Origin of the sequence: Chryseobacterium metallicongregator (genome assembly GCF_031324065.1) — a bacterium.
Lineage (GTDB): Bacteria > Bacteroidota > Bacteroidia > Flavobacteriales > Weeksellaceae > Chryseobacterium > Chryseobacterium metallicongregator.
Map to the genome: position 1 here is coordinate 111,880 of NZ_JAVIXS010000014.1, position 24,216 is coordinate 136,095.

General features: G+C 35.9%; 23 protein-coding genes. 11 read left to right on the forward strand and 12 right to left on the reverse strand.

The features are described from left to right. Positions 1 to 42 precede the first annotated feature (42 nt). From REB14_RS14005 to REB14_RS14035, 7 genes are all read left to right on the forward strand, one after another. A complete protein-coding gene (locus REB14_RS14005; protein ID WP_165790439.1) occupies positions 43 to 624 on the forward strand; it encodes an LUD domain-containing protein in 582 nt (193 codons plus the stop codon). A gap of 24 nt (positions 625 to 648) precedes the next feature. Next, positions 649 to 1,521: a phosphatidate cytidylyltransferase gene (locus REB14_RS14010; protein ID WP_079240096.1), complete on the forward strand. Its 873-nt coding sequence runs from the start codon at positions 649 to 651 to the stop codon at positions 1,519 to 1,521. A 4-nt stretch (positions 1,522 to 1,525) separates the two neighbouring features. Beyond that, positions 1,526 to 2,182, forward strand: a complete 657-nt coding sequence (locus tag REB14_RS14015) for a phosphatidylserine decarboxylase family protein (protein WP_309522465.1) — start codon at positions 1,526 to 1,528, stop codon at positions 2,180 to 2,182. A gap of 423 nt (positions 2,183 to 2,605) precedes the next feature. Then, positions 2,606 to 3,598, forward strand: a complete 993-nt coding sequence (locus REB14_RS14020; RefSeq protein ID WP_079240098.1) for a helix-turn-helix transcriptional regulator — start codon at positions 2,606 to 2,608, stop codon at positions 3,596 to 3,598. A gap of 98 nt (positions 3,599 to 3,696) precedes the next feature. Then, on the forward strand, positions 3,697 to 4,110 hold the full coding sequence (locus REB14_RS14025; RefSeq protein ID WP_079240099.1) for a transposase: 414 nt from the start codon (positions 3,697 to 3,699) through the stop codon (positions 4,108 to 4,110). 1 nt (position 4,111) lies between these two features. Beyond that, a complete protein-coding gene (locus REB14_RS14030; RefSeq protein WP_079240100.1) occupies positions 4,112 to 4,432 on the forward strand; it encodes a transposase in 321 nt (106 codons plus the stop codon). Positions 4,433 to 4,726: 294 nt separating this feature from the next. Then, the gene (locus REB14_RS14035; RefSeq protein ID WP_309522466.1) at positions 4,727 to 6,538 is read left to right on the forward strand and encodes an autotransporter outer membrane beta-barrel domain-containing protein; all 1,812 of its coding nucleotides are present in this window, start codon (positions 4,727 to 4,729) and stop codon (positions 6,536 to 6,538) included. A gap of 50 nt (positions 6,539 to 6,588) precedes the next feature. Here the strand turns inward: REB14_RS14035 and REB14_RS14040 are convergent, their stop codons facing one another. The 4 genes from REB14_RS14040 to REB14_RS14055 all read right to left on the reverse strand — a co-directional run bounded on the left by REB14_RS14040 (position 6,589) and on the right by REB14_RS14055 (position 10,483). Then, complete coding sequence (locus tag REB14_RS14040; RefSeq protein ID WP_079240102.1) at positions 6,589 to 6,936, reverse strand: DUF1801 domain-containing protein; 348 nt, start codon at positions 6,934 to 6,936, stop codon at positions 6,589 to 6,591. Between the two features lie 18 nt (positions 6,937 to 6,954). Continuing rightward, positions 6,955 to 8,793 (reverse strand): ABC transporter ATP-binding protein, encoded by a 1,839-nt coding sequence (locus tag REB14_RS14045; protein ID WP_079240103.1) that lies wholly within the window; start codon positions 8,791 to 8,793, stop codon positions 6,955 to 6,957. Positions 8,794 to 9,027: 234 nt separating this feature from the next. Next, a complete protein-coding gene (locus REB14_RS14050; RefSeq protein ID WP_309522467.1) occupies positions 9,028 to 9,948 on the reverse strand; it encodes a M28 family peptidase in 921 nt (306 codons plus the stop codon). 145 nt (positions 9,949 to 10,093) lie between these two features. Next, a complete protein-coding gene (locus REB14_RS14055) occupies positions 10,094 to 10,483 on the reverse strand; it encodes a DUF4293 family protein (RefSeq protein ID WP_034691563.1) in 390 nt (129 codons plus the stop codon). Positions 10,484 to 10,627: 144 nt separating this feature from the next. Between REB14_RS14055 and rho the strand changes: the two genes are divergently transcribed. Together rho and REB14_RS14065 are read left to right on the forward strand one after the other, a co-directional pair. Beyond that, entirely contained in the window at positions 10,628 to 12,460 is a 1,833-nt protein-coding gene (rho, locus tag REB14_RS14060) for a transcription termination factor Rho (protein WP_079240105.1), read from the forward strand. Positions 12,461 to 12,654: 194 nt separating this feature from the next. Continuing rightward, on the forward strand, positions 12,655 to 13,251 hold the full coding sequence (locus tag REB14_RS14065; protein WP_034691558.1) for a superoxide dismutase: 597 nt from the start codon (positions 12,655 to 12,657) through the stop codon (positions 13,249 to 13,251). 71 nt (positions 13,252 to 13,322) lie between these two features. Here the strand turns inward: REB14_RS14065 and REB14_RS14070 are convergent, their stop codons facing one another. Both REB14_RS14070 and REB14_RS14075 read right to left on the reverse strand, forming a co-directional pair. Further along, positions 13,323 to 13,742, reverse strand: a complete 420-nt coding sequence (locus REB14_RS14070; RefSeq protein ID WP_309522468.1) for a DUF6146 family protein — start codon at positions 13,740 to 13,742, stop codon at positions 13,323 to 13,325. Between the two features lie 50 nt (positions 13,743 to 13,792). After that, entirely contained in the window at positions 13,793 to 14,983 is a 1,191-nt protein-coding gene (locus REB14_RS14075) for an endonuclease/exonuclease/phosphatase family protein (protein ID WP_309522469.1), read from the reverse strand. A 246-nt stretch (positions 14,984 to 15,229) separates the two neighbouring features. On the opposite strand from REB14_RS14075, the gene REB14_RS14080 reads away from it, so the two are divergent. Beyond that, positions 15,230 to 18,109: a carboxypeptidase regulatory-like domain-containing protein gene (locus REB14_RS14080; RefSeq protein WP_309522470.1), complete on the forward strand. Its 2,880-nt coding sequence runs from the start codon at positions 15,230 to 15,232 to the stop codon at positions 18,107 to 18,109. Positions 18,110 to 18,135: 26 nt separating this feature from the next. Beyond that, positions 18,136 to 19,542, forward strand: a complete 1,407-nt coding sequence (locus tag REB14_RS14085) for a DUF5689 domain-containing protein (RefSeq protein WP_079240109.1) — start codon at positions 18,136 to 18,138, stop codon at positions 19,540 to 19,542. Between the two features lie 78 nt (positions 19,543 to 19,620). Here the strand turns inward: REB14_RS14085 and REB14_RS14090 are convergent, their stop codons facing one another. The 6 genes from REB14_RS14090 to REB14_RS14115 all read right to left on the reverse strand — a co-directional run bounded on the left by REB14_RS14090 (position 19,621) and on the right by REB14_RS14115 (position 24,061). Continuing rightward, positions 19,621 to 20,172: an inclusion body family protein gene (locus REB14_RS14090; protein WP_309522471.1), complete on the reverse strand. Its 552-nt coding sequence runs from the start codon at positions 20,170 to 20,172 to the stop codon at positions 19,621 to 19,623. A 277-nt stretch (positions 20,173 to 20,449) separates the two neighbouring features. Beyond that, entirely contained in the window at positions 20,450 to 20,920 is a 471-nt protein-coding gene (locus tag REB14_RS14095; protein ID WP_228377469.1) for a DUF6702 family protein, read from the reverse strand. A 58-nt stretch (positions 20,921 to 20,978) separates the two neighbouring features. Then, positions 20,979 to 21,731: an LOG family protein gene (locus tag REB14_RS14100; RefSeq protein ID WP_051934163.1), complete on the reverse strand. Its 753-nt coding sequence runs from the start codon at positions 21,729 to 21,731 to the stop codon at positions 20,979 to 20,981. A gap of 9 nt (positions 21,732 to 21,740) precedes the next feature. Further along, positions 21,741 to 22,454, reverse strand: a complete 714-nt coding sequence (locus REB14_RS14105) for a nucleotidyltransferase family protein (protein WP_079240111.1) — start codon at positions 22,452 to 22,454, stop codon at positions 21,741 to 21,743. Positions 22,455 to 22,522: 68 nt separating this feature from the next. After that, entirely contained in the window at positions 22,523 to 22,939 is a 417-nt protein-coding gene (locus tag REB14_RS14110) for a RapZ C-terminal domain-containing protein (protein WP_309522472.1), read from the reverse strand. A gap of 102 nt (positions 22,940 to 23,041) precedes the next feature. Continuing rightward, positions 23,042 to 24,061: an aminoglycoside phosphotransferase family protein gene (locus REB14_RS14115; protein WP_309522473.1), complete on the reverse strand. Its 1,020-nt coding sequence runs from the start codon at positions 24,059 to 24,061 to the stop codon at positions 23,042 to 23,044. Positions 24,062 to 24,216: the final 155 nt, after the last annotated feature.

A 24,216-nucleotide genomic window follows, 5' to 3' on the forward strand; every position in this document is an offset into this window, starting at 1 on the left:
TATTTTCTATTTTTGTATAAAGTTGACTAAAAATAGATTAAGTTGAATTTATTCAAGAGGATTGTAAGCAAACTTACCAACCAGCCTGAAGAAGAGGACAAACAGAGCCTGGAGAAGCTTGGGGATTCGCTGAAAAATGCGGATCTTGACTATAAGTTTGCGCAATTATTTACGCATTCGGGGGGATTTTTTAATTATTGTGCAGATGAAGCGGAAGCTCTACAAACTTTAAATCAAATTATCAAAATTGAAGGTATCCACAATCTTTTTTGTTGGGATAAAGAACTTCAGAACTTTTTGAACGTTGTGAAGTCTACCTATACTTCAGAACTGCAACCGTCTAATGACGCCGCATTCATCACCTGTGAATACCTGATCGCCTATGATGGCAGAATCATGCTTTCACATAATAATATTCTTCATTATCATTCTTCAAGGCTTCCCGATAGAATTATTATCATTGCCAATGTTTCTCAGATTGTAAACAACCTGAATGATGCTATGGGGAAAATAAAAAGGAACGGAAATATTAAGAACCTTACTTCCATAAGCGGAAGCCAATCGAAAATGGACAGTTCTTCCAATTCCAATACAAAACTGTTTTTATTGCTGCTTGAAGATTAAGCAACCACTTCTAAATTTTAAATTTTGGATAAAAATCTCATTCAAAGAACCGTATCAGGTATCGTTTATGTAGCTATCATTATTCTTTGTTCTACTCCGCTGGGAGCACAGCTGCTGAACAATATTGCACCTGGTCTTGTCAAGCAACAGTATCTTTATCATGGATTAATGAGCCTGCTGCTGATTGTAGGAACATGGGAATGTGTCAAAATCATGAAGTTTGGAAACGGCTATGAAAAATGGGTCGTATATCCATTGGTCATTTTTATTTTCTACATGTTTTCCAAAAGATATTTTAATCACGATTTCTTTTTTGATTTCAGGCTTAGTGAAATACTGGCACTGGCACTTATTGGGATTGCTGTGGTTACTTTATTCAAATATCCCAACGAATTATACTTCGACAGTGGGAAACTTATTTTTACCGTAATCTACGTAGCACTGCCATTTAGTTTTGCATTGGGGCTGCCAAAGTTCTCAAGCTATAGTGATAGTTTCTCTTTGGAAGTTCTGTTTCTGTTTATCCTGATCTGGAGTAGCGATACCTTTGCCTATCTGGTTGGAAAATTCTTCGGTAAACATAAAATGGCTCCTAAAATATCCCCTAAAAAAACATGGGAAGGTTATGCCGGAGGGGTTATTTTAACATTGGTTTTATCCTACTTTATTGAACATTATCAGCCTGAGCTGAGAGGGAACTGGATGGTAGTAGGATTTTTGATTGCTGCCTTTGCTCCTTTAGGAGATTTGGTGGAGAGTCAACTGAAAAGAAACTTCGGTGTAAAGGACAGTGGAAACATTATTCCTGGGCATGGGGGAGTTTTAGACAGACTGGATAGTTTTATTATCTGCGTTCCTGTCGTATATTTGTACTTTATTATAGAAAAATTTATTTAGTCTCATGAAATTACATAGAGAATCAAAAGGAACGATTACCGTTGCGACCCTGCTTTTTATTATTCTGGGTGCTTTAGCAATTTATTTCCTTGAAATATGGTCACTGGTGATCATTATGCCTTTGTTGGTTATTTACGGTTTAGTATTCTGGTTCTTCAGAGTTCCGGATCGTAATATTCTTGATCACAAAGAAAACGTAATAGCTCCGGTAGACGGAAAAGTGGTAATGATCAAAGAAGTGGATGAAGATGAATTTATTAAAGGAAAAGCCATCCAGGTTTCTATTTTCATGTCTCCACTCAATGTTCACATTTGCAGATATCCGGTTTCGGGAGAAGTGATTTACGAAAAATATCACCCGGGAAAATATCTGGTAGCATGGCATGAAAAGTCTTCTACAGAGAACGAAAGAACTACGGTAGCTGTTCAGACGATGACTAATCATAAAGTAGTCTTCAGACAGATTGCTGGATATGTTGCAAGAAGAATCGTTTTCTACTGTAATGAAGGAGATAAAGCAAAGGCCGGACATGAGTTCGGATTTATTAAATTCGGTTCCAGAATGGATGTATTCCTTCCTTTGGATACTGAGATTATCTGTAAAATCGGAGATATTACAAAAGGAGGTGAGGATGTTATCGCCAAACTGAAAGAAAATTAATATTCTTATCGTATATAAATCAAAAGAGAGCTATAAAGGCTCTCTTTTTTATTTAGTAAACATTATCCTCATTTGAGTGTTTTAAGTTTAAATTACGCATGAGTAATATTGCGTATCGGAAGATGAATGCTTTTACGTGGAGATCAATAATTTTGCATGCTTAAAAACACAAGCTCATGCTTTTAAGTGATCTGAGGTAAATGCTTATTAATTTATTGTCAAAAATGGTATTTCATTTGAAAATTTTAATAAATTGTAGCTAGAAAACACCTTAATCATATCCTTTTTAATGCTGAAAAAGACTATACATTTCGTTTTGTAGATTTTTTCTTTTGCAAGAAAGGCTGTTAATATTGGGAAATTTATGCTTTCAGGAGTACGAATGCCAACTTAAGCTTGTGAAAGCATAAAAACAACAACAAGATGATTTATAAGTTTTTCTTTAAGGTGATCAACGACGAAGCGGAGAATATGGATGATGATTTTGAAAGTAGTTATCTTCATCTTATTAACCGGTACTTACTTTTATTGTTTTTCATATTCCTGTTTTATTCCATTTTCATAATTACTTTTTTCGGGGATATGCTGATTTCCATATTTCTTACCGTTATTACCTTTTTCTGGTTGTTTTTAATGGCTATCAAAGGGAAAATGAAACGGTTCAGGAAGGTGTTGAAAGGAGCTGTTATCTTTATACTTGCCTTGTTGACTTTTATTGTAAGCTTTTTTCATATTTATACTTACAAAAATGCGGGAGTAGAGTATTTCTACTTTTGTCTCTTGTTTGCAGTTCCATTTTTTCTGAACTATAAAAAAGATTCTTTTGCTATCTTTTTTATTGCCTTTATGATCAGCATTAATTTTATTGCCTGCCTTTACTTTGATTTTGATTTTCTTCCTAAAAGCAGATTTATAGAAAAAGAGGATTTTAAAACAATAAAATTGCTTAATATTTTGTTTTCAGTTGCCTCTTTCCTGATGGATATTGTTTTTATTACCCAGAAAGACGCATTGATTCATGGTTTGATTTCCGATAAAAAAGAAAAAGATTCTACCATCAAAGATCTGGTAAAAACAAATGCGGAATTGATGAAACACCAGATGCTGATCAATCATCTTTCGGAAGAAAACATTCAGGAAATTTTAAATTTGGCGGAAAGTAATTCGCCGATGTTTTTTGAAAAATTTCAGGTGTTTTTCCCTCATTTTATTCCTGATATTTTAAAAATAAATCCTAATCTGATCCATTCTGAGCTCTACTTCTGCGCATTGATGAAGTTGGATTTCGATACAAAAAGAATAGCGCAGTGTACCAATAACAGTATTCGGGCTGTGGAAAGTAAAAAGTACAGAATCCGGAAAAAATTAAATATTTCCTCAGAGATTAATATCAATAGCTTTCTTATAAAAATTTAAACAAAATTCTGATTTTTGTTACTCATACGTAGTGTTGAGTAGCTTCTGATGGTATTTTTTGAGTTTCTTGTCGATATTTTTACTTAAAAAATATTGTAATGAATATTAAAGACATTCATATTGGAAACCTGATCAGATCTAAAGTAGAAGAATATCAGATTTCAATAGAAAGAATTTCCCGATTTTTAAACAGGACGGAAGATGAAGTAGAGATGATGTTTCATGTCAAAAGTATGGATACTGATGTTCTATTAAAATGGTGTAAGCTTTTAAAATTCGATTTTTTTAGGTTCTATACAGGTCATCTGATTTTGTATGCCCCTCAGGCAAGAATTGATAATGAGTTCACTCAAAAGAATGACACTCTGGTTTTCAGAAAGAGCATCTACACACAAGAGGTTAAAGATTTTATTCTTGATAAAATAAAAACTGGTAAAATGACAGCTAATGATGCTGTTAAAAGGTATAGAATACCCAAGACCACTTTATATAAATGGATGAAAAAAATATAATATGATTCCTGATTACAAGCAGATTTATACCGATATTCTTGAAGAAAAGTTTCCTGAGAAATTATTGGATGCGGCCATAAGGCTTAAGCTGGAAACATTGCATTCGGCTTTTGATATTCTGAAATTTAATCAATTGATTTTTGGAGACGCCCAATATACCGTTGGATGTGATAATCAGAGACTCCGTTCTTATGACGAAGAATCTATTTTGAAAATTCTCAGTTACCAAAAAAGAAATGGACTGACTAATCTTCAGGTGAGTCATCATTTTAAGATAAGCCGAAATACAATTGCCAAATGGAAAACAATTTTTAAATCATAAAAGTGTTGTATCCTGTTTAATCCAATTGTTTTATTTTTTTCTATTACATAAGAAATAATTGATTTTATGCTGTTTTGATTTTGATTTTGAATTTATGGTTGAGTTTTGTTCAATAACTCAACTTTTTTATTTGTGTTGGATGTGATGATAAGTTATTGGCGTTTTGTGAGTTTTACTACGCGTGAGTAGTATTGCGTAGAGGGAATTAATTTGTAATCGTCTGTGGTTGATAATTTTGTGGAAGTTAAATGTTCAGATTAAAATTTAATTATAAAACAATTATAACTTAATACAATGATGGAAACAAAATTTACAATGCCTTCAATCAAAGTCTTGTTCATCGCAATGCTCTTTGTTTTTGGAAAATCTTTCTCTCAAACCAATAATGGTGCAGTAGGGATTAATACTACAACCCCGAACTCTAATTCCGTTTTGGATGTTGTTTCAGGAAATAATAACAAAGGAGTCCTTATTCCTCGTTTAACTGAAGCCCAGCGAAACGCAATTGTAATCAATCAATCCAATGATGATGGTTTGACGATTTACAACACCACAGAAGACTGTTTCAATTACTGGAGTCTTGCAGATAACGAATGGAAAAGTGTCTGCGGACAGATGGGGAAAGCTGTTTTTACCATAGATTGCTCCACGTCCAAAGCCATGGGTAGCTATGTAAAAGGAAAAGAGCTTACCAACTCAAATTATCTGAGCATTGCCGTGAATGTGACAAAGCCAGGTAATTATACCATTTCCGGAACTACCACAAACGGATATAATTTCTATGGAACAGGAGTATTTCTAAATGCTGGAGCACAAACCATACAGATTCCGGGGCAAGGAACTCCTCAGAATATTCAGACAGATAACGTGTCGCTAGAAGCCAACGGAACAGCGGTTGCCTGTACTCCTGCCATTTCTATTGCTGTGTTAAGCCCTGCAGGAACGTATACAATGAGCTGTGGTAGTGCCACCGTAAACGGTATTTATAAAGTAGGAACGGCTCTTACCGCTTCCAATACCATTACTTTACCAGTGAATGTTTCAACATTGGGAAGTTACACTATTACAACCAACACGGTTGACGGAATTTCTTTCAGCGGATCAGGAACCTTTACGGCTACAGGAAATCAGAATATAACATTAGGAGGAGTGGGAACACCTTCTTCTACGACAGTAAAAACAATAACAATTACTTCAGACAGCCAGGGAGGTGTATCTACAACATGTTCTGTCAATGTGATTGTGGTAGTTCCAAAGAAAAAACTTTTAACAATCGGAACGGCGCCAAACGGTTGTGGATATAATATTTCAGGAACTTCTCCATCAGGAATGGTAACTAAAGCGGCCGCTAATTTTGGAACACTGGCCAACAGTATCGTAAAGTACGAAGGATGGGATCAGATCATAGATGGTACGGATAGTCCGAATGCTACCCAGCTGACAACCTGGACCACCGGATCTAATCCTGTAGATATCATTGTCATAGGATATGCGTGGGGAATGAATGCTGCAGAAGCACAGGTTTTAAAAAATTATCTGGCAAAAGGTGGTGTAATCGTTGCCTATTCTGAAAGTAATGCCGGAATGCAGAATCTTTTCAGAAATGTTTTTGACGGATCAGTAAATACCGGAAGTGTAAACAGTGCGGGAGCTATTTATAAGCTGCCAATGACTAATGATGAAATATTGAACGGTCCTTTCGGTGATATCAGAGGATTGCAATGGGGTGAAGATGCTTCTTCTACAACGTATGCAACCGGTTTGCCTTCAAGTGAAATAACAGTCTATTCAGGAGATACAAATATTTCTACAGCCTCACCATCGGGAACCGTTGGGCGTGTAACTGCGTTTAAGCATAATACACTGAACTTCATCTGGGTAGGTGATGGCGGATTTAACTCTCAATGTGGAACAGTTACTTCTCCCAACACTTCTGATACGATATGTCCATTCTATGCAGATACGAACTATAAGCCAATTGCTAAACCCAATTATGGAAATGGAGCAGCTGCCTACGAAATGAATGTATATAACTCAATATTCTATGCGAATGCTCTTGCCTGGGCAATTAAAAAGGCAGAGTTCAACGGAATAAACACAAAATGATAAAGTTTTTTAAAGATGACTCCGGCACGATTATTCGTGACGGAGTTTTTTTATTTTATATACTTTTTAATCTCTTCTGTCAGACTTACTATAAATTCTACAGGAATATCCTCTTCCATATCAATAAGAAGGATTTTAAACTTCTTTCTGCCATCCTGGATCAGTTCGGGATAATCAAGTCTGTCACCATGATAAAAACTCAGGTAATGTTTTTTATATTTTTTGCTGTAATAGAAATAGCACAGCATTTTCTTTTTGTATTTGATAAAAGGAAGCCCGAAACTAAATGTTTCTGTAATGTTTTCCGGATCTGAAGCTAAGATCGTATCACGCAAAAATAAAAGAGTACTTCTTTCAGGCTCTTCGATTCTGTAGAAATACTCTTGTATAGGGTTCATTTTAATTCAATTAAAAGATTAGTCGAAGTTTTGAAGTTCGACAAGTTTGTGATACATTCCTCTTTTTGCGATCAGATCATGATGAGTTCCCTGTTCCACGATATCACCTTTTTCCATCACTACAATCCAGTCTGCTTTCTGAATGGTTGAAAGACGGTGGGCAATGACTAAAGAAGTTCTGTTTTCCATCATTTTCTCCAGTGCATCCTGTACAAATCTTTCGGATTCCGTATCCAGTGCAGAGGTGGCTTCATCCAGAATCATGATAGGTGGGTTTTTCAATACCGCTCTGGCAATAGAGACCCTTTGCTTCTGACCTCCGGAAAGTTTACCTCCGTCATCTCCGATATTGGAATCATATCCTTCAGGGAGTGTGGTGATAAATGCATCTGCATTGGCAATTTTAGCGGCTGCAATGACTTCTTCTCTGGTGGCATCAGGTTTACCCATCAGAATATTATTGTAAACGGAATCATTGAATAATACAGATTCCTGGGTTACCATTCCCAATAGCTTACGGTATTCCTGTAGCTTTAAATGTTTGATGTCTGTTCCGTCAATCAGAATTTCTCCTTCCGACACATCATAAAATCTTGCTAAAAGATTGGCAATAGTTGTTTTACCACTTCCACTTTGCCCAACAAGAGCAACCGTTTTCCCTTTTGGAATAGAAAGTGAGAAGTTTTTAAGAATCGTATGGTCTTTATCATAGTAAAAACCAATATTATTAAATTCGATAGAATGATTTAATGTTGATATAGAAACAGGATTGGGTACTTCGTCAATTTTCACATCCGCATCCAGAATAGCTAAAACTCTTTCAAGAGAAGCTTCACCCTTCTGAACATTCGAAATAGATTGAGATAAACTTTTCACAGGAGGTAAAATCTGGAAGAAAATACCCAGAAAAACTAAGAAATCTGCAGGTGAAATACTTTGTTCTACAATGATTTGCTTTCCACCGTACCATGCGATAATCAAGAACGTAACTGATCCTAAAAATTCGCTCATAGGAGAAGCCAGTTCCTTTTTTCTTCCTAAATTTATTGAACTGTTGATCCATTTCTGCATAGACTGCATAAAACGGTTGTCCATTATTTTTTCTGCGCTGAAAATCTTAATCACTTTTGTAGATTTTAGTGTTTCATCTACAATCGAGAAAATATTTCCCATCTCATTTTGAGCCTGGTGAGAATCTTTTTTCAGACTTTTTCCTATTAAAGCAATCATTGTTCCCATTACAGGCAATACTAAAAGAGAAAAAAGAGTCATCTCTGTACTTAAAAAGAAAAGTGTCACCAATGTACTGATCAGCATGAAAGGGGCGTTGATTAATTCAACTAAACTTCCTAAAATATTACCTTCAACTTCACCCACATCATTGGACATACGGGACATCAGATCTCCCTTTCTGCTTTCTGTAAAAAAGGAAACAGGTAAAGCAAGAATCTTTCTGTACATCGCTCCACGAAGGTCTTTGGTAACCCCTACACGGTAATTGATCAGTAAAAATGAACCTAAATATCTGAAAAGGTTTCTCAGCAAAAACATAAAAGCTGTGATCACACAAAGCCACGCCAAAACGTTAAGTGCTCCATATTGGGTTACTAAACTCTGAACATAATAATTGGCATATTCTTTTGCATAGGAGAAAAAATCTAAAATTTCTCCCGAATACACAGGTGGATGGCTGTATTTTTTAGCCTCAATGGTTCCGAAAAGCATTCCCAAAACAGGTAGAATTGTCCCTAAGGAAGCAATCTGGAATACAGAATACATAAGATTGAAAAACAAACTTCCGTAGATGTATTTTTGGTGAGGTCTTGCGAACTTTAGTATTTTAATATATTGGTTCATTCAATGAAAAAATTGGATAGCAAAATTACGTAAAATTAAAAGATAAGACGTTCTTAATCCTGTTTTACTTTACTGGATAAGTTTCAAAAAGTGTCTTTTTGTTACAACTCAGCGTTATTAAGCATTATTTTTTTGAATAAATAAACCTGAATAGGGCTTAAGAACAGGAGATCATAAGATATTGTTATTTAATAAAAAAAAACTGCTGAAACAGCAGTTTTTACATTATTTCACTTAAAATTTCACCTGATCATTGTATTTAGGAGCAAAATTTTTAGGACTCAGTTTGTCCAGTGTTTTTCCCAAATTATTGATGATCTGCGTCATATTATCAAAATCTACAACGTTGATGTCATCATTTTCATGGTGATAATGAGACGCTTTGGTCATATCAACAGTAGAAAATGAATGGGCAATGATTTTCTTTTTGACAAAGCTTACATTGTCTGAACGGTAGAATAGCTGCTGTTTTGCATATGGATCGGGATTGATTTTTAATCCGTTTACTGCATTTTGATTGAAAAGCTCATCAAGATCCGAGAATCCGTCTCCCGTCATATATAATGCGTTTTTTCCCCATTGAGATTCTGTAGCCACCATTTCGAAATTGAAAAGAGCGGTCATCTTATTATAAACAGGATCCAGATTTTTATCCGTTGAAATCGCTCTTGAGCCGAGCATGCCTTTTTCTTCCCCATTGAATGCCATGAACACCATAGAGAATTCCGGTTTTTTGTTTTTGAAATAATCGGCAATACCTACCAGAGTAGTAATTCCGCTGGCATCATCATCTGCTCCGTTATAAATATTGTCTCCGCTTTTATCACTGGTTCCGATATGGTCAAAATGCCCTGAGAATCCAAGATATTGATCCGTTTTTCCCTTTTTGATTCCACAGACATTATATACCGTTTTTCCATTATAATCAAAAGGAACCAGATAAGATTTTCCGGTACAGTATTCCAGGTTATTTTCTTTGAAAAGCTTTGCAATATAGTTGGCAGCATTTTCATTTTCCTGAGTTCCGATTTCACGGCCTTTCATTTCATCTGAAGCGAGAGTGGAAAGAACTGTTTTTACTCTTTCCTTGGAAACTTCCTGTCCAAAAGTAAATATGGAGAATAGTGATAAAGTAAGATACGTTAGCTTTTTCATTGTCTTTTGTTAAAATTATATGATCTGTCGTGCTTTTAATCAAAAAGTTGCAATGAATTTACATATTTTAAATTAAGAATGGCTGACAAATAAAAAAAACAGCTCCTAAAAAGAAGCTGTTCTCACTCAAAAAATCGTTGTAAGGCTATCGAAGTCTGTCTACAGATTTTACGAGCCTCTCATCTTTACGGATGTAAATGTTTGCTATAAGCAGACAGATTACCGCAATCAATGGGAAAATCGGCTCAATACCCTTCTCAGGAATCTGAATTCCTCCGGATAAGTTTAGTAACCAGTACGCCAATACACCAATCAACAAAACGTTTATAATGATGCTGATGGTATTCAGCAAAATTTGTCTTTTTCTGTTTTTGAAACTAAAAATACTTAATGCTCCGATAATAACAAGTACTATACAGCTTATATTAAGTAAAGGAATACTGTCAGAAATGACAACATCCTGTCCTGTTATGAAAAGGAAAACAGCAGCTAAAACTGCTAATAAAGTCCATATTGTTTGTATTCTCTGTAGCATTGAATATTAAATTCTTGGCAAAAATAATATAAATTTTGCACAATTCAAAAATAAGTGTAGATTTGCATTATACAATGTACTTGAAAACAAAAGTCACCGGACTTACTTTTCTTACTCACAATTAATTACATTTTTACATTAAATATGTTTAACATAGAAACGTTAAGGTCAAAATCCGTAACGGAACTGACTAAAATCTTAAAAGATTTGGGCGTTAAAGTTGCAAGAACCAGCAATGAAAATGACAAGATCTTTGCTATTCTTGACTTTCAGGCTTCTAACCCTAAAGTTGCAAAAGATTATTTCAACGCCACAGAAACCGCCAGTGTAAATACTGAAGAGGCTCCAGCAGAAAAACCTGCCAAAGCCCCGGCAAAAAAAGCTGCCCCGAAAAAAACAGCAGCCAAGCCAAAAGCACCAGCAAAAGCTCCGGTAGAAACTAAAACAGAGGAAATAGTAGAAGAAAAGGTCGCTGCTTCTGAAGAAATAAAACCGGAAGAACCAAAAGCTGATACCGCTGTAGCAACAGTAACAGAAGAATCAGCAGCAACTGCTCAGGCAAAAAAGAAAAGAAAAAGAGTTTCTACCAATGCAGGGAATGCAGAAGTATCTCAGGAAAGAACAGAAACTCCAAAAAACACAGAACCTCAAGAGCCTGTTCAGGCTGAAGAAAAGCCTAACAATCCTCAACAACCACAGGCTAACAGACCCCAAAAAGGACACAACCATCCACAGAACAGTGGAAACCAACATAAAAACCAAAACCAACAACATCAGCATCAGCACCAAAACCAAAATCAGAATCAAAACAGACATTCTGAAAAGGCAGAGGAGCAGAACGACCATAAAAAAGAATTCAATTTCGATGGATTGGTAAGTATTGAAGGTGTTTTGGAAATCTTACCGGATAACTACGGATTTTTACGTTCCTCAGATTTCAGCTATATCTCTTCTCCGGATGATGTGTATGTATCTACAGCACAGATCAGGAATTATGGATTGAAAACCGGAGACACGGTGAAAGGAATTGTAAGGCTTCCGAAAGAAGGAGAAAAATACTTTTCATTGCTAAAACCAACCGAAGTAAACGGACGTGATCTTGCATTCATCAAAGACCGTGTTGCTTTTGAATATCTTACTCCGCTTTTCCCGGAAGAAAAATTCAATTTGGCAGGAAGCAATTCTACCATTTCTACCAGAATTGTAGATTTATTTGCACCTATCGGAAAAGGTCAGAGAGCAATGATCGTTGCACAGCCTAAAACAGGTAAGACGATGTTGTTGAAAGATATTGCTAATTCTATTGCAGCCAACCACCCGGAAGTATACATGATGGTTCTTTTGATTGATGAACGTCCGGAAGAGGTTACTGATATGGAAAGAAGCGTAAATGCAGAAGTAATTGCCTCTACATTTGATGAAGCAGCAGAAAAACATGTGAAAGTAGCCAACCTTGTTCTTGCAAAAGCACAAAGAATGGTAGAATGCGGACATGATGTAGTGATCTTACTGGATTCTATTACAAGATTAGCAAGAGCTTACAACACCGTAACACCTGCATCTGGTAAAGTACTTTCCGGTGGGGTAGATGCCAATGCTCTTCACAAGCCAAAAAGATTCTTCGGAGCGGCAAGAAAAATTGAAGGAGGAGGATCTCTGACAATCATTGCTACAGCATTAATTGATACAGGGTCTAAAATGGATGAAGTTATCTTTGAAGAATTCAAAGGTACAGGTAACATGGAACTTCAACTGGACAGAAAAATTGCCAACAGAAGAATTTATCCTGCTATTGACCTTATTTCTTCCAGTACCCGTAGAGATGACCTGCTTCTGGATGAAGTAACTTCTCAGAGAATGTGGATCTTCAGAAAATATCTTTCTGAAATGAATCCTGTAGAAGCTATGGAATTTGTTAATAAAAACATCAAAGGGACTCTGAATAATGAGGAATTCCTGATGTCTATGAATAAATAAATTTAATTTAATATTGTTAAATAGAAAGCACGGATCATTGGGTTCGTGCTTTTTATTAATATGATAAAAAAATTAAAACTTAATTCATTCTAAATCAATATATCAATGTTAAAGATTTATTAAAGTAATCCACAATCCTTGATAATCCCTTAAATATTGGCTAATTTTGAAATATAACATTAAAAATAAAGATTATGTCATTTGAATTACCAAAACTAGGATATGCATACGATGCATTAGAGCCAACGATCGATGCAAGAACTATGGAAATCCACCATACAAAACACCACCAGGCATATATTGACAATTTAAATAAAGCAATTGAAGGAACTGAACTAGCAGGAAAAACTATTGAAGAAATCTGCCAGACAGGAACAGACAAGCCAGCAGTAAGAAATAATGGAGGAGGTCACTTCAACCACTCTCTATTCTGGGAAATTTTAACTCCTGGAGGAAGCAAAGAGCCTGTAGGAAATGTAAAGGCTGCTATCGAAAATTACGGAGGTCTTGATAAATTCAAAACTGATTTTTCTGATGCTGCTAAAACAAGATTCGGTTCAGGATGGGCTTGGTTAGTAAAAAATGCTGACGGCTCTGTATCTGTTTCTTCTACACCTAATCAGGATAACCCATTAATGCCTGTAGCAGACGTTAAAGGAACACCTGTTTTAGGATTAGATGTTTGGGAGCACGCTTATTATTTAAACTACCAAAACAGAAGACCTGACTATGTTTCTGCATTCTTCGATGTAGTAAACTGGGATAAAGTAGAAGAATTATTCAATAAATAATTTTCAGCTATTATAAAAATGAAAAGGTTCAGAATTACTCTGAACCTTTTTTATTGAAGATTGTTTAACATCTACCTTGCCGCATCGCTTCCGGATAATCCATTCAATCTTAGCTTGTATTTCCAGTTTACATAAGCGAAAACCTGGTATAATTTATATTCAAACTTGATCCCGTACTTTTCCTGAGGATCATAATCTATCCCGGATTCTATCATATTTCTGTATCTCCCGGAATGATAATAGCTGTTCCACTCATTGACCAAAAATGTATTTTTTGTCTTCAGATAAGATTCTGTATACTGGCTGATAGGTTTGGCGACAGCGCTCAGAAAATAGTCGAACTGGGTATCAATAACGGTAAGTTCCCATTCTCCATCTTCATTTTTAGAAGGCTTCATTTCATGTTGCTCTTTATCTTTCTTTGGTGTTTCCTGAGAAAAACAACTGAAAGGGACCAATGCAATCATTACTAATAAAATAATATTTTTCATGATATAGGTATTTATATAAAAAAGCACTCCAATAAGAGTGCCTAACTTTTTTATGGTTCTTTCTGAAGAACTACAAATGCCGGAAAGTGGTCACTGTAGCCTCCAGTAAATTGGTCTCCATTCCAGGATCTGAAAGGATATCCTTTGTAATTTCCTTCTTTATTGACAAGATAAGCTGGAGCGAAAATTTCTGCTTTGTACACAGAATATTCTTTAGTTACCTGATCTGAAATTACGTTTTTAGAAACGATAATCTGGTCAAACAGGTTGGGAGCATCCTGATAAGCCAAAGAGGCAACCCCTTTCTTATATAAAGGATACATGAGGTTAAGATAAGGGTTTTCTTCACTTAAATCTTTAGGGTTTGCCTGAGCTTTCAGGTGGTTTTTTAAACTTGGGCTTACAGGATCGTCGTTAAAGTCACCCATAGCAAAAAGTTTAGTAGTAGGATCTGCAGCTCTTATGCTGTCCATCTGTTGTTTTAATAAGGCAGCAGCAGCATTTCTTTTAGGTAGAGAAATTGCTTCACCACCCCTTCTTGAAGGCCAGTGGTTCATAAAAAACGCTACTTTTTCATTATCTAAAAATCCTGTTACTACAAGGATGTCTCTTGTGTATTCTCTTTTTCCGTTGTCACCGTAAATTACCAGTTCTTTTTTTAATGAATTGGTTGGGGTAAACCTTCTTTTCTGATAAATCAATGCCACATCAATTCCTCTGTAGTCGTAAGAGTTGTAATGAATAATTCCGTAGTCATATTTCTTTAAAGCAGGTTCGTTCACAAGATCCTGAATGACCTGTCTGTTTTCAACCTCAATTAAACCTACCACTGCCGGAGCTGTTTTGGTATATTGTGCTCCCATTTCAGAAATCACCTTAGCTTCGTTAGCCAGTTTTGCCCTATAAATTTTAGTTCCGTAGTTTTTAGCACTTTTAGGAGTGAATTCTTCAGAACCACTTTGTATTCTTACTGCTTTTTTCCCTTTCAAAGCACCGTCACTCCAAGGTCCGTCGTATTTTTCTGCTTCCAGAAACTGGATAGAATCCATAGGAATACTTCTGTGGAAAGCAGGGTTTTTAATGTCCTTGGTGCCGTCTATATAATCTGCTGAGCGAATAGTATCCCAAAGGTTTTCTACATTTAAAAAACCTACGGTAGCTACTTTTCTCAGTTTTCCTTGTTGTTGGGAGAATGCCACGATCGAAATAAACAGGGCAAACAGACTCGAAAATCTCTTCATCTCTTTGGAGTTTTATTATACTATTAATTACAAATTTACTTTTTTTTAACTCGCTGCGTTTTAAATATTTGTAAATTTAAAAGCAGTAATTCGAGCCTCTCTTTTATAATGATTCTTAAAAGATTGCAATGTTAAGGAAAAATAACGTTAAAAAAGTTCTGAATTGCAAAATTTGATTAAATTTGTGCCCCCAACTTTTAAACTGTTGAAAATTAACAATAAAAGTATTAAAAAATAAATATACTCATGATTAAAAAATTATCATTGATCTCTTTATTTACTTTGCTGCCTGCTTCATATTATTATGCGCAGACAACTGTGTTTGCGTATCTTAAGGATGCGGACGGTAAACCTGTGGAGCAGGCAAGTGTAGATTTAAAAGGAGCAGGAAATGATGCAAAGGCAGACAAAATCGGATATTTCCAATTTAAAGATTTGATGCCTGGACATTATCAGATTATGGTTACAAAACCCAATTTTGAAACTAAAATTTTTGAATTTGATGTAACCAGTGATGAGAAAAGAAAAGATCTTGGAGTAATTACTCTTTATTCTGCATTAAATGGTGCAGATCAAGGGTTAGCTATCATAGAAGATTCTGGAGAAAGTGATGGCGGTGGTGCACAGCAAACAGCAACGGTGGGATTATTACAGTCTTCTCAGGATGTTTTCAGCAGAATTGCAAGTTTTGATTTAGGACCCTATTGGTTCCGTCCAAGAGGAATTGATAGCAGAACAGGTGAGAATATGATCAACGGGGTTTCTATGGCCGCTGCAGATAATGGAGATGTAGACTTCAGTACCTGGGGAGGATTGAACGAAATTACCCGTTACTCGGAAATTGCAGCTAACCATGCCCCTTCAGAATATGCTTTCGGAGGAACCACCGGAGTTTTTTATAAAAATACAAAAGCCAGCGAGTACAGAAAAGGAAGTCAGCTGACGTACTCTCTGACAAACAGAAACTATACTAACAGATTATCCTACAGATTTTCATCCGGAATGAATAAGAACGGATGGGCATTTACAGGAATGATCGCAAGGAGATGGGCACAGGAAGGGATTCAGGATGGTACCGCTTATGATGCATACAGCGGATATATAGGTGTTGAGAAGAAATTCAGTGACAGCCATACTATGACTTTGAATGCCATAGGTTCTAAATATGCAAGAAGCTCTTCAAGTCCAAGTACTCAGGAAGTTTATGACTTCAGAGGTGTTCATTACAACTCTTATTGGGGATGGCAAAACGGTGATAAAAGAAATGAAAGAGTGAAAAGAGGTTTCCAGCCGATGATTCAATTGCAGGATTTCTGGAAAATCAATAAAAACTCTCAGCTATGGACGTCTGTTTCTTACCAGTTTGGGAAAGAGTACAGTTCAAGATTGGATTGGTACAGAGCGAATAACCCGTCTCCAACTTATTACCGTAATCTACCAAGTTATTGGTTAAATTATAAAGATCCGTCTCCGGAGCAGGCTGCCAACATCGGAATTACAAGAGACTGGTGGACGAATGATGACCAGTCACACACACAGATCAACTGGGATAACCTTTATAATGCCAACAGAAACGTAGAGTACAATGCTTTACTTGGCGGAAGAAGAGCAGCTTATTATCTTGTAGATGATGTAAAAGATGATAAAGTATGGAATGTATCTACTCACTATACTTATAACTTCACTGATACTTCCCGTTTTATCTTAAACTTATCTTATCAGAACTACAGATCTGAACAGTACAGAGAAGTAAACGATCTTTTAGGTGCTGATTTTGCCCTGAATATGGATCCTTTTGCATCCAATACCACAGCAGGAAGTGTTTGGGGTAAATTTAATACAAGAGAAAGTGACACTGATGTTGCCAAAAGAGAAGGTGATAAAATCGGGTACAGCTATATCTTCAGAAGACAGGAATTCAAAATAAACCCAGCTTTCAAATTCTCCACAGGTAAATTTGATGTTTTTATTTCCGGATTGTTTGGTTATACTACGAACAGCAGAGAAGGATTGTTCCAACACTATCTGTATGAGTCTTCTTATGGAAAAGGATCAGACCAAAACTTCTGGAATGCAGGAGTTAAAGGTCAGGTTACCTATAAAATCAATGGTAGAAACTTCCTTGTTTATAATGGAGCTTACTTTTCACAATCTCCTTTCTTAAATGATATTTACTTTAATACAAGAGTAAGTGGTGTTACAACTCCTGGGATCAAGAATGTTGTTGTTGATGCTAATGACCTGAGCTATGTAATCTCTACTCCGATTGTTAAACTTAGATTGACAGGTTATCTTGTTAATACTCAAAATGAAACAAGTGTACAAAGATATTTCGCACAGGGTGTTAAACTGACCAACCTTACTGAGAGCGGTGATCAGGCTCCGGTTCAGGATGGAGCTTTCATTACACAGGTATTGGCAGGAGCGAATAAGAGAAATATGGGAATTGAGCTTGGTGCACAGGTGAAAGTAACGCCTAGCTTAACTGCCAGTGGGTTACTAAGCTTAGGACAATATACTTATACTAATAATCCTACTGTTTATTTTGCATCTGATGCCGTTGGAACTTTCAGAGAGCTTGACGGAAACGGAAATATCGTATCAAGATCTTATACCAACATGGGTGAGGCTACTCTTAAAAATTACAGACAGGGTGGTACTCCTCAGGAGGCATATACATTAGGCCTTCGTTATAGCAGCCCTAAAAACTACTGGTGGGTAGGAGCAACCTGGAACTATTTTGGACATTCATTCTTAGATCCGTCTCCGGTAACCAGAACAGACAGGTTCTATACCAATCCTGGTACACCAGGAGTACCTTATGACCAGGTAACTGATGAAGAACTTGCAAGAGTTCTTACGCCTACAAAGCTTCCTTCAGCATTCTTCTTCAATATCAATGCAGGGAAGTCCTGGATGATTGGTAAATATTATGTATTGGTATCCGGATCTGTCAATAACATCCTTAATAACAGAAACTATATTACAGGAGGATTTGAGCAGACCAGAAACGTTAACTATATTGATTATGCGAATGATTATGACAGCGGAAACATGGTTTTCGCACCAAAGTATTGGTATAATCAGGGCAGATCTTATTTTGTTAACCTTCAATTCAGATTCTAAAAAACTAAAATTAAAAATCGAAAACAATGAAAAATATATATTTTAAAGCAGCGATCTTTAGTGCTATTTCAATGCTGTCATTCTCGTCTTGTGTAAAAACTGATGATTATGAATTACCGGAAATTAAATGTACTAACAAATTTGCAGCAGCTAATCACCCGTTAACTGATCTTGCTACTATTGCAAAAGCAAAACCAACGGAAGCGGATATCATTAAAGAAGATTACATCGTTGAAGCCTATGTTTCTTCAAGTGATGAATCAGGAAATATCTATAAAATGATGTTCCTTCAGGATAAGCCAGAAAACCCGACACAAGGGATTGAAATTGACATCGATGGTGGAAATCAGTATCTTGATTATCCTACCGGATCTTTAGTAAGAATTAACCTGAAAGGATTGATTGTTCAAGGTATTAACGGAAACATTAAAGTAGGTTCTTTTGATCCTAACTATCCTATCGGTAGAATCAACCCTAATAAAGTTTCAAATTATATTGCAAGAGTTTGTGACGGACAAAAGGCTGTAGTAACTGCAATAAAGCCATTAGAGTTTAATTCTATCGCTGATGCTCTTAAAAATGGAGCTCACATCAATCAGCTTGTAAAAATTAAAAATGTTCAGTTCGAGGAGCCTGAATTGACAAAAACTTTTGCTGATGAATCAGGAACAGGGGACCGTTATATTACTGATAAAAAAGCTGGTAGATTAGATCTTCGTTTCAGCAATTATGCAACTTTTGCGAAATCTCCGATTTCTCCTAAATATGCAAAAAGTGGCGAAATCGTTCTTCTTCTGAGCCGTTTTACCAGTTCAAGTAATGCAACAATTTTCACAGATCAGGCGTATATCAGAAATCTAGATGATATAAACTTCCCTAATGACAGATTCAATCCAGGTGAACCAGATGCTCCTTCTGCTTCTGCTGTAAACCTTTTCGCAGGATCAGATTTTGAAAACTGGACAACTTTCTTATCAAGTGTAAATACTTTCGGTCTCAAGCCTTACGCTACACAAGGTGTTGGTCTGGGATATAATGGTACAAATTCACTTCAGATCAAAGGAACTCCTACAGCTAACGATTATGTATTTACCTCTGTGGCTACTACAGGAATCCCAGCTGTACCAAAAAGAATTACAATGTATATCAAAGGTACTGCAACAGGAAAAACTCTTTCTTTCAACGTATACAAAGCAGGTGGAGGTTTCTATGTGTTTAACTTAGGTACATTCTCTACAGGGGCTACTTTAGGAGTAGAAAGTGCTAACTCTTACACAGGATCTATCAATACAAACGGACAGTGGAGATTAGTTGAGCTTACTCTTACAGGTATTACGGATATTAACACTACAGCCGGAAAAGATATGTTTGCGATCAAAACTGGAAATGGTGGAATCTATGATGTTCAGATTGATAACATCAAAATTGAGTAATACATTAGGATACAATATATTCTAATACATTTTATAAAACAAAAACCACTGCATCAGCAGTGGTTTTTTTATTTCCTTTTATTTAACTGTAATTGTTGGATCCCAGTAAAAGTAGCCAAACAGAATCTGTTTGTTACTGTCATTCGGATCTAAAATATAAAGTCCAAACTGTACATAGAAGTTCTCTTTTCCTGTAGCTTTCACTTTAGAGTCGATACTGGCAAAAGTAATATCAGCAGTAGCGGCAGGAAGACCATTTTGAGAATTCAAATTAGGTACTGCAGCTTGTCTTCTTTCAACAGAATTGTATATAAAGCTGTTAAAAACCTGATCTCCGGACCAGTACTTAATATTGTAGATGATAACAGCATCGTCAGAATTCTGATAGATGGAAGTTCCTCTGAAGGAAACTGTATCTCCGGCTCTTGCGCTGAAATTCAGATCAGCAGAACCTTGTCCGGAAATTGCGTTGGCATTGGAAACAATCATATGCTGGCTGTTATGATCAATTCCTGTAGGATTATTAGGGTCTTTACTTGGGTTTGGATAAGTAGCTCTTACATAATCCGTGTCTATTACAATCAGGACATCTATTTCCTGACTGGATGATTTTTGTTGTACATCGTCCATGATATTTCGTTTTTAGTTTGGTGTTTTCTTACTCATGTGGCTTTTCAGATTTCGCCCCGTTATTTATGTGATTCCGGCTTCACCTTGATGGTTGTAATTACAATACAAATGTACATTGCTGAAAATGAAAATATTAGAGTGGAAATGCTGAAATTTCAGATTAAGTATTTGTACTTAATTAATCTCTTCAAAGTGATTTTTTATGGGGCAAAAAAAATACCCTGAAAAGTCTGACTTTCCAGGGTACCCATTTATAATGGTTAAATCTAATTTTCGTTTAAAAAGAAACCTCGTTCACTTCTTTTCCTCTTTGGAAGTTCATTGTTTTCTGGCTGCCTTTGTAGGCGATGTTCACCAGGTTAATCTGCTTAGGAAAAGCGCTTAAAAGGATCGTATTTTTAATCTTTAAGGTATTGATATCCGAAACGCCTCCGGTTTCAAAATATACCCATACAGTTTCTCCACTGACCTGACTTCCTGTGAAGGTAATCGTTTTAGGAGCTCCATTGACAAAAACATCAAAATTATTGTTCACATATTTTTTTACCTCTGCTTCAAATCCTGCCGTATTGGGGTTGATTTTAATCGCATCAGAGATATGGCTTGTATTCATTTTTGTGGTAAACTTCAATGTCTTGCTTCCATCAATATAGTCAACTTTGGTCATTGAAGAGAAAAAGTCTACATACATAAAACTCATTAACACAAAAAATGTTAAAATTCCTGATATATATAAAAGTTTTTTCATCTTAATTAATAGATTTACAATCATACTTGTTCGTTATAAGTCACAAATAATATGCCAATTAGAAATTTACATTTACAGAATATTTATCATAAAAGGCTTTAATATGTGCTACAGCCTCATCAGCAGTATCTACCACCCGATAAAGATCAAGATCATCTTCCGCAATCATTCCTTCTTTTAACAGAGTTGCTTTAAACCAATCCAGTAATCCACCCCAGAATTCACTTCCTACCAAAACAATTGGGAATTTTCCAATTTTGTTGGTCTGGATCAAGGTCATCGCTTCAGTCAGCTCATCCAGTGTTCCGAATCCTCCAGGCATTACTACGAATCCTTGAGAGTATTTTACAAACATTACTTTTCTCACGAAAAAGTAATCAAAGTTCATAGAATAGGATTTGTTGATATAAGGATTAAAATGCTGTTCAAAAGGAAGATCAATATTAAGTCCTATAGATTTCCCTTTGGCATTAAAAGCTCCTTTATTTCCTGCTTCCATAATCCCTGGACCGCCTCCGGTAATAATTCCGAAACCTAGTTTGGTGATCTTTTCAGCAATATCTACCGCCATTTCATAATACTTGTTCTCCGGCTTCAGTCGGGCAGAGCCAAATATAGAAACGCATGGGCCAATTTTAGCCAGTTTTTCATAGCCGTCTACAAATTCAGCCATGACCTTGAAGACCATCCAGCTGTCTTTGGTGATTGTTTCGTCCCAGGTTTTCTGTCTGAAACTGTTATGCAGTTTTGTTTCGTTAATGTCAAGTTCTGGATTTACTAAACTTTCATCCCTGGTTCCATCAATTTCCATTGCAAAAATTTATTTAAAATGTTTTTCGGCTTCTATTATAGATGATGGTCTTCCGACATCAATAAGAATACTGTCGTGTACAAAACCATGTATATGCTCGGTCTGCATCAGATCCAGATATTCTTCCATAACAGAGAATTTGCCTGTTCTTTTTATTTTTTCGAAGATAACAGGATTGATACAATGAATTCCGCTGAATGCAAGAGCTCTAAAGCCTTTATTGAATTCTGCTAATCTTTGTTCACCAGTCTGTACATTCAGCCAGCCTCTCAAAACCATATCATCATTGAAAAGGAGTTTTCTCGAACTTTCTCTGTCCGAAACCGCTAAAGTAGCAAAATCTTTTATCTTTTTGTGGTATTCTACCAATGCATTGATGTTCAGATCGGTTAGAATATCAGCGTTCATGATTAAAAAATCTTCTCCGTGATCTAGGAATTTTCTTGCAAATATCAAGCCGCCACCAGTTTCCAGAAGCTCATTGGTTTCATCAGAGATTTCAATCTTGCACCCGAAATTATTGTTTTTATTCAGAAAATCAACAATCTGTTCTCCAAAATGGTGAATGTTGATAACAAAATCCTTTATTCCGAAACTTTTCAGGTAATTAATATTTCTTTCCAGAAGCGGAATTTCATTTACCTTGGCGAGTGCTTTTGGATGATGATCTGTAAACGGCTTAAGTCTGGTACCTTTTCCAGCTGCGAAAATTAAAGCTTTCATAATTTTATAAGTAATGTGTGATTGATAATGAGTAATATATGTGTAATTAGAAAATTACTTATTGCTCATTACTGATTACTAATGTTCAGTTGCGGTTGTTCATCATGATGAAGGGTTACCTGAGTTCCTTCATGATATTTTTCTTTGATAAATTCTGCAATTTTTATAGCTGAATATACTGATCTGTGCTGTCCGCCTGTACATCCGAAGTTGATTTGAAGATGTTCAAAACCTCTTGCAAGATAATCGTCGATATTGATAGAAACAAGAGATTTTACCAATTCCAGGAACTTAGGCATTTCTGTTTTTGTTTCCAGATATTCCTGAACTCCGATGTCATTTCCGGTCTGGATTTTATATTCTTCAATTCTTCCTGGATTTAATATTCCACGGCAGTCAAAAGCGAAACCTCCGCCATTTCCTGAATTGTCTTTAGGAATTCCTCCTTTTTTGTATGAAAAACTGTGTATCTCGATGTTTAGCATATTTTTTATTTTTAAACCATTAAGGCTTATTTAGTTATGTTGAAGTCGCTTTGTGCTTTGCTCAAATATTTTCACTCTGTCAGTCTGAGCGGAGCCGAAGACTTATTTATTTATTATTTCTTCAATTTTTTGCTTTGCTTTCTCTGATGTCAGTTGCTGAATTACTTTTTGCAATTCCGGATAATTATTCATCTGTTCCCATGAGTCTGCAAATTGGGTAATATTCTGTATCCCTTTTTCAAGGCTGGCCATGAAATGTTGCTTTCTCTGAATCAATCCTCGGAATCCATAGGCTCCTAATACTTGCAGAAATCTCATCATCTGAATAGGCATCACTGCATTTTTCAACTGCATTCTTGTTTCAGGATTTTCAAACTGTTGAATATAATATTCCAGCATTTCCTGTTTGAAATCTTCCGGGAAATTGGCTTTAGCCTGAAATAGAAAAGAGATGACATCATACATTAACGGACCTTTCATTGCCGATTGGTAATCGATGAAAGAGACTTCATTTTTTTCATTCACCATAATATTTCTTGCCTGAAAATCTCGGATCATAATTCCTTTAGGTTCAAGATTTTCAATAAGTACAACAATTTTTTTAAACTCTTTCAGAAGAGTAGATTTATTGTATTCAAGTTCCAGAAAATCGGCGACAAAATTTTTGAAGTAATAAAGATCATGAATCACGGGAAGTTCATCATAACTTTCATATTCAAAGGTTTTTGAAAAATCAATTTTTCCCTGGGTCTGTATCTGCAGTTGGAAAAGCTTTTCTAAGGTCTGCTTAACCAAAGATTTTACAGTAGGAGATAATTGTTCTTTTGTAATCACCTCGGAAAGTGTCTGCTGCCCTAAAAACTCCTGAATGTACATTTTTCTGTCATCAGAAACAGCAATGATAGAAGGGGTATTGAGATTCAACCCGGAGAATACTTCGGAATAGTAAAGAAAACTTTCATTTTCCGGAAGATTTTCATTGTACGTGATGATGTATTTTTCAATGCCTGTAGTGGCCAGAAAATTGACCCTCGCAGAGCCGCTTTGAGCTAATGTGACGAATTCAGAAGATTTTTTACCTATATGGTTTTCAAAAAATCGTTTTGCGTTATCAGAAGTCATAATATGAAAACAAATATACTAAATTAACATGAGTTGGAAATGATAGATTTAAGAAGTGATGGATGAAGATCAAAGAGTTATTATTAGGGAGATGTAGAATTTTGGTTTTATTGATTGTTTTTGTGAAAAATTTTCAGTGTAAGCCTAGCAATTAT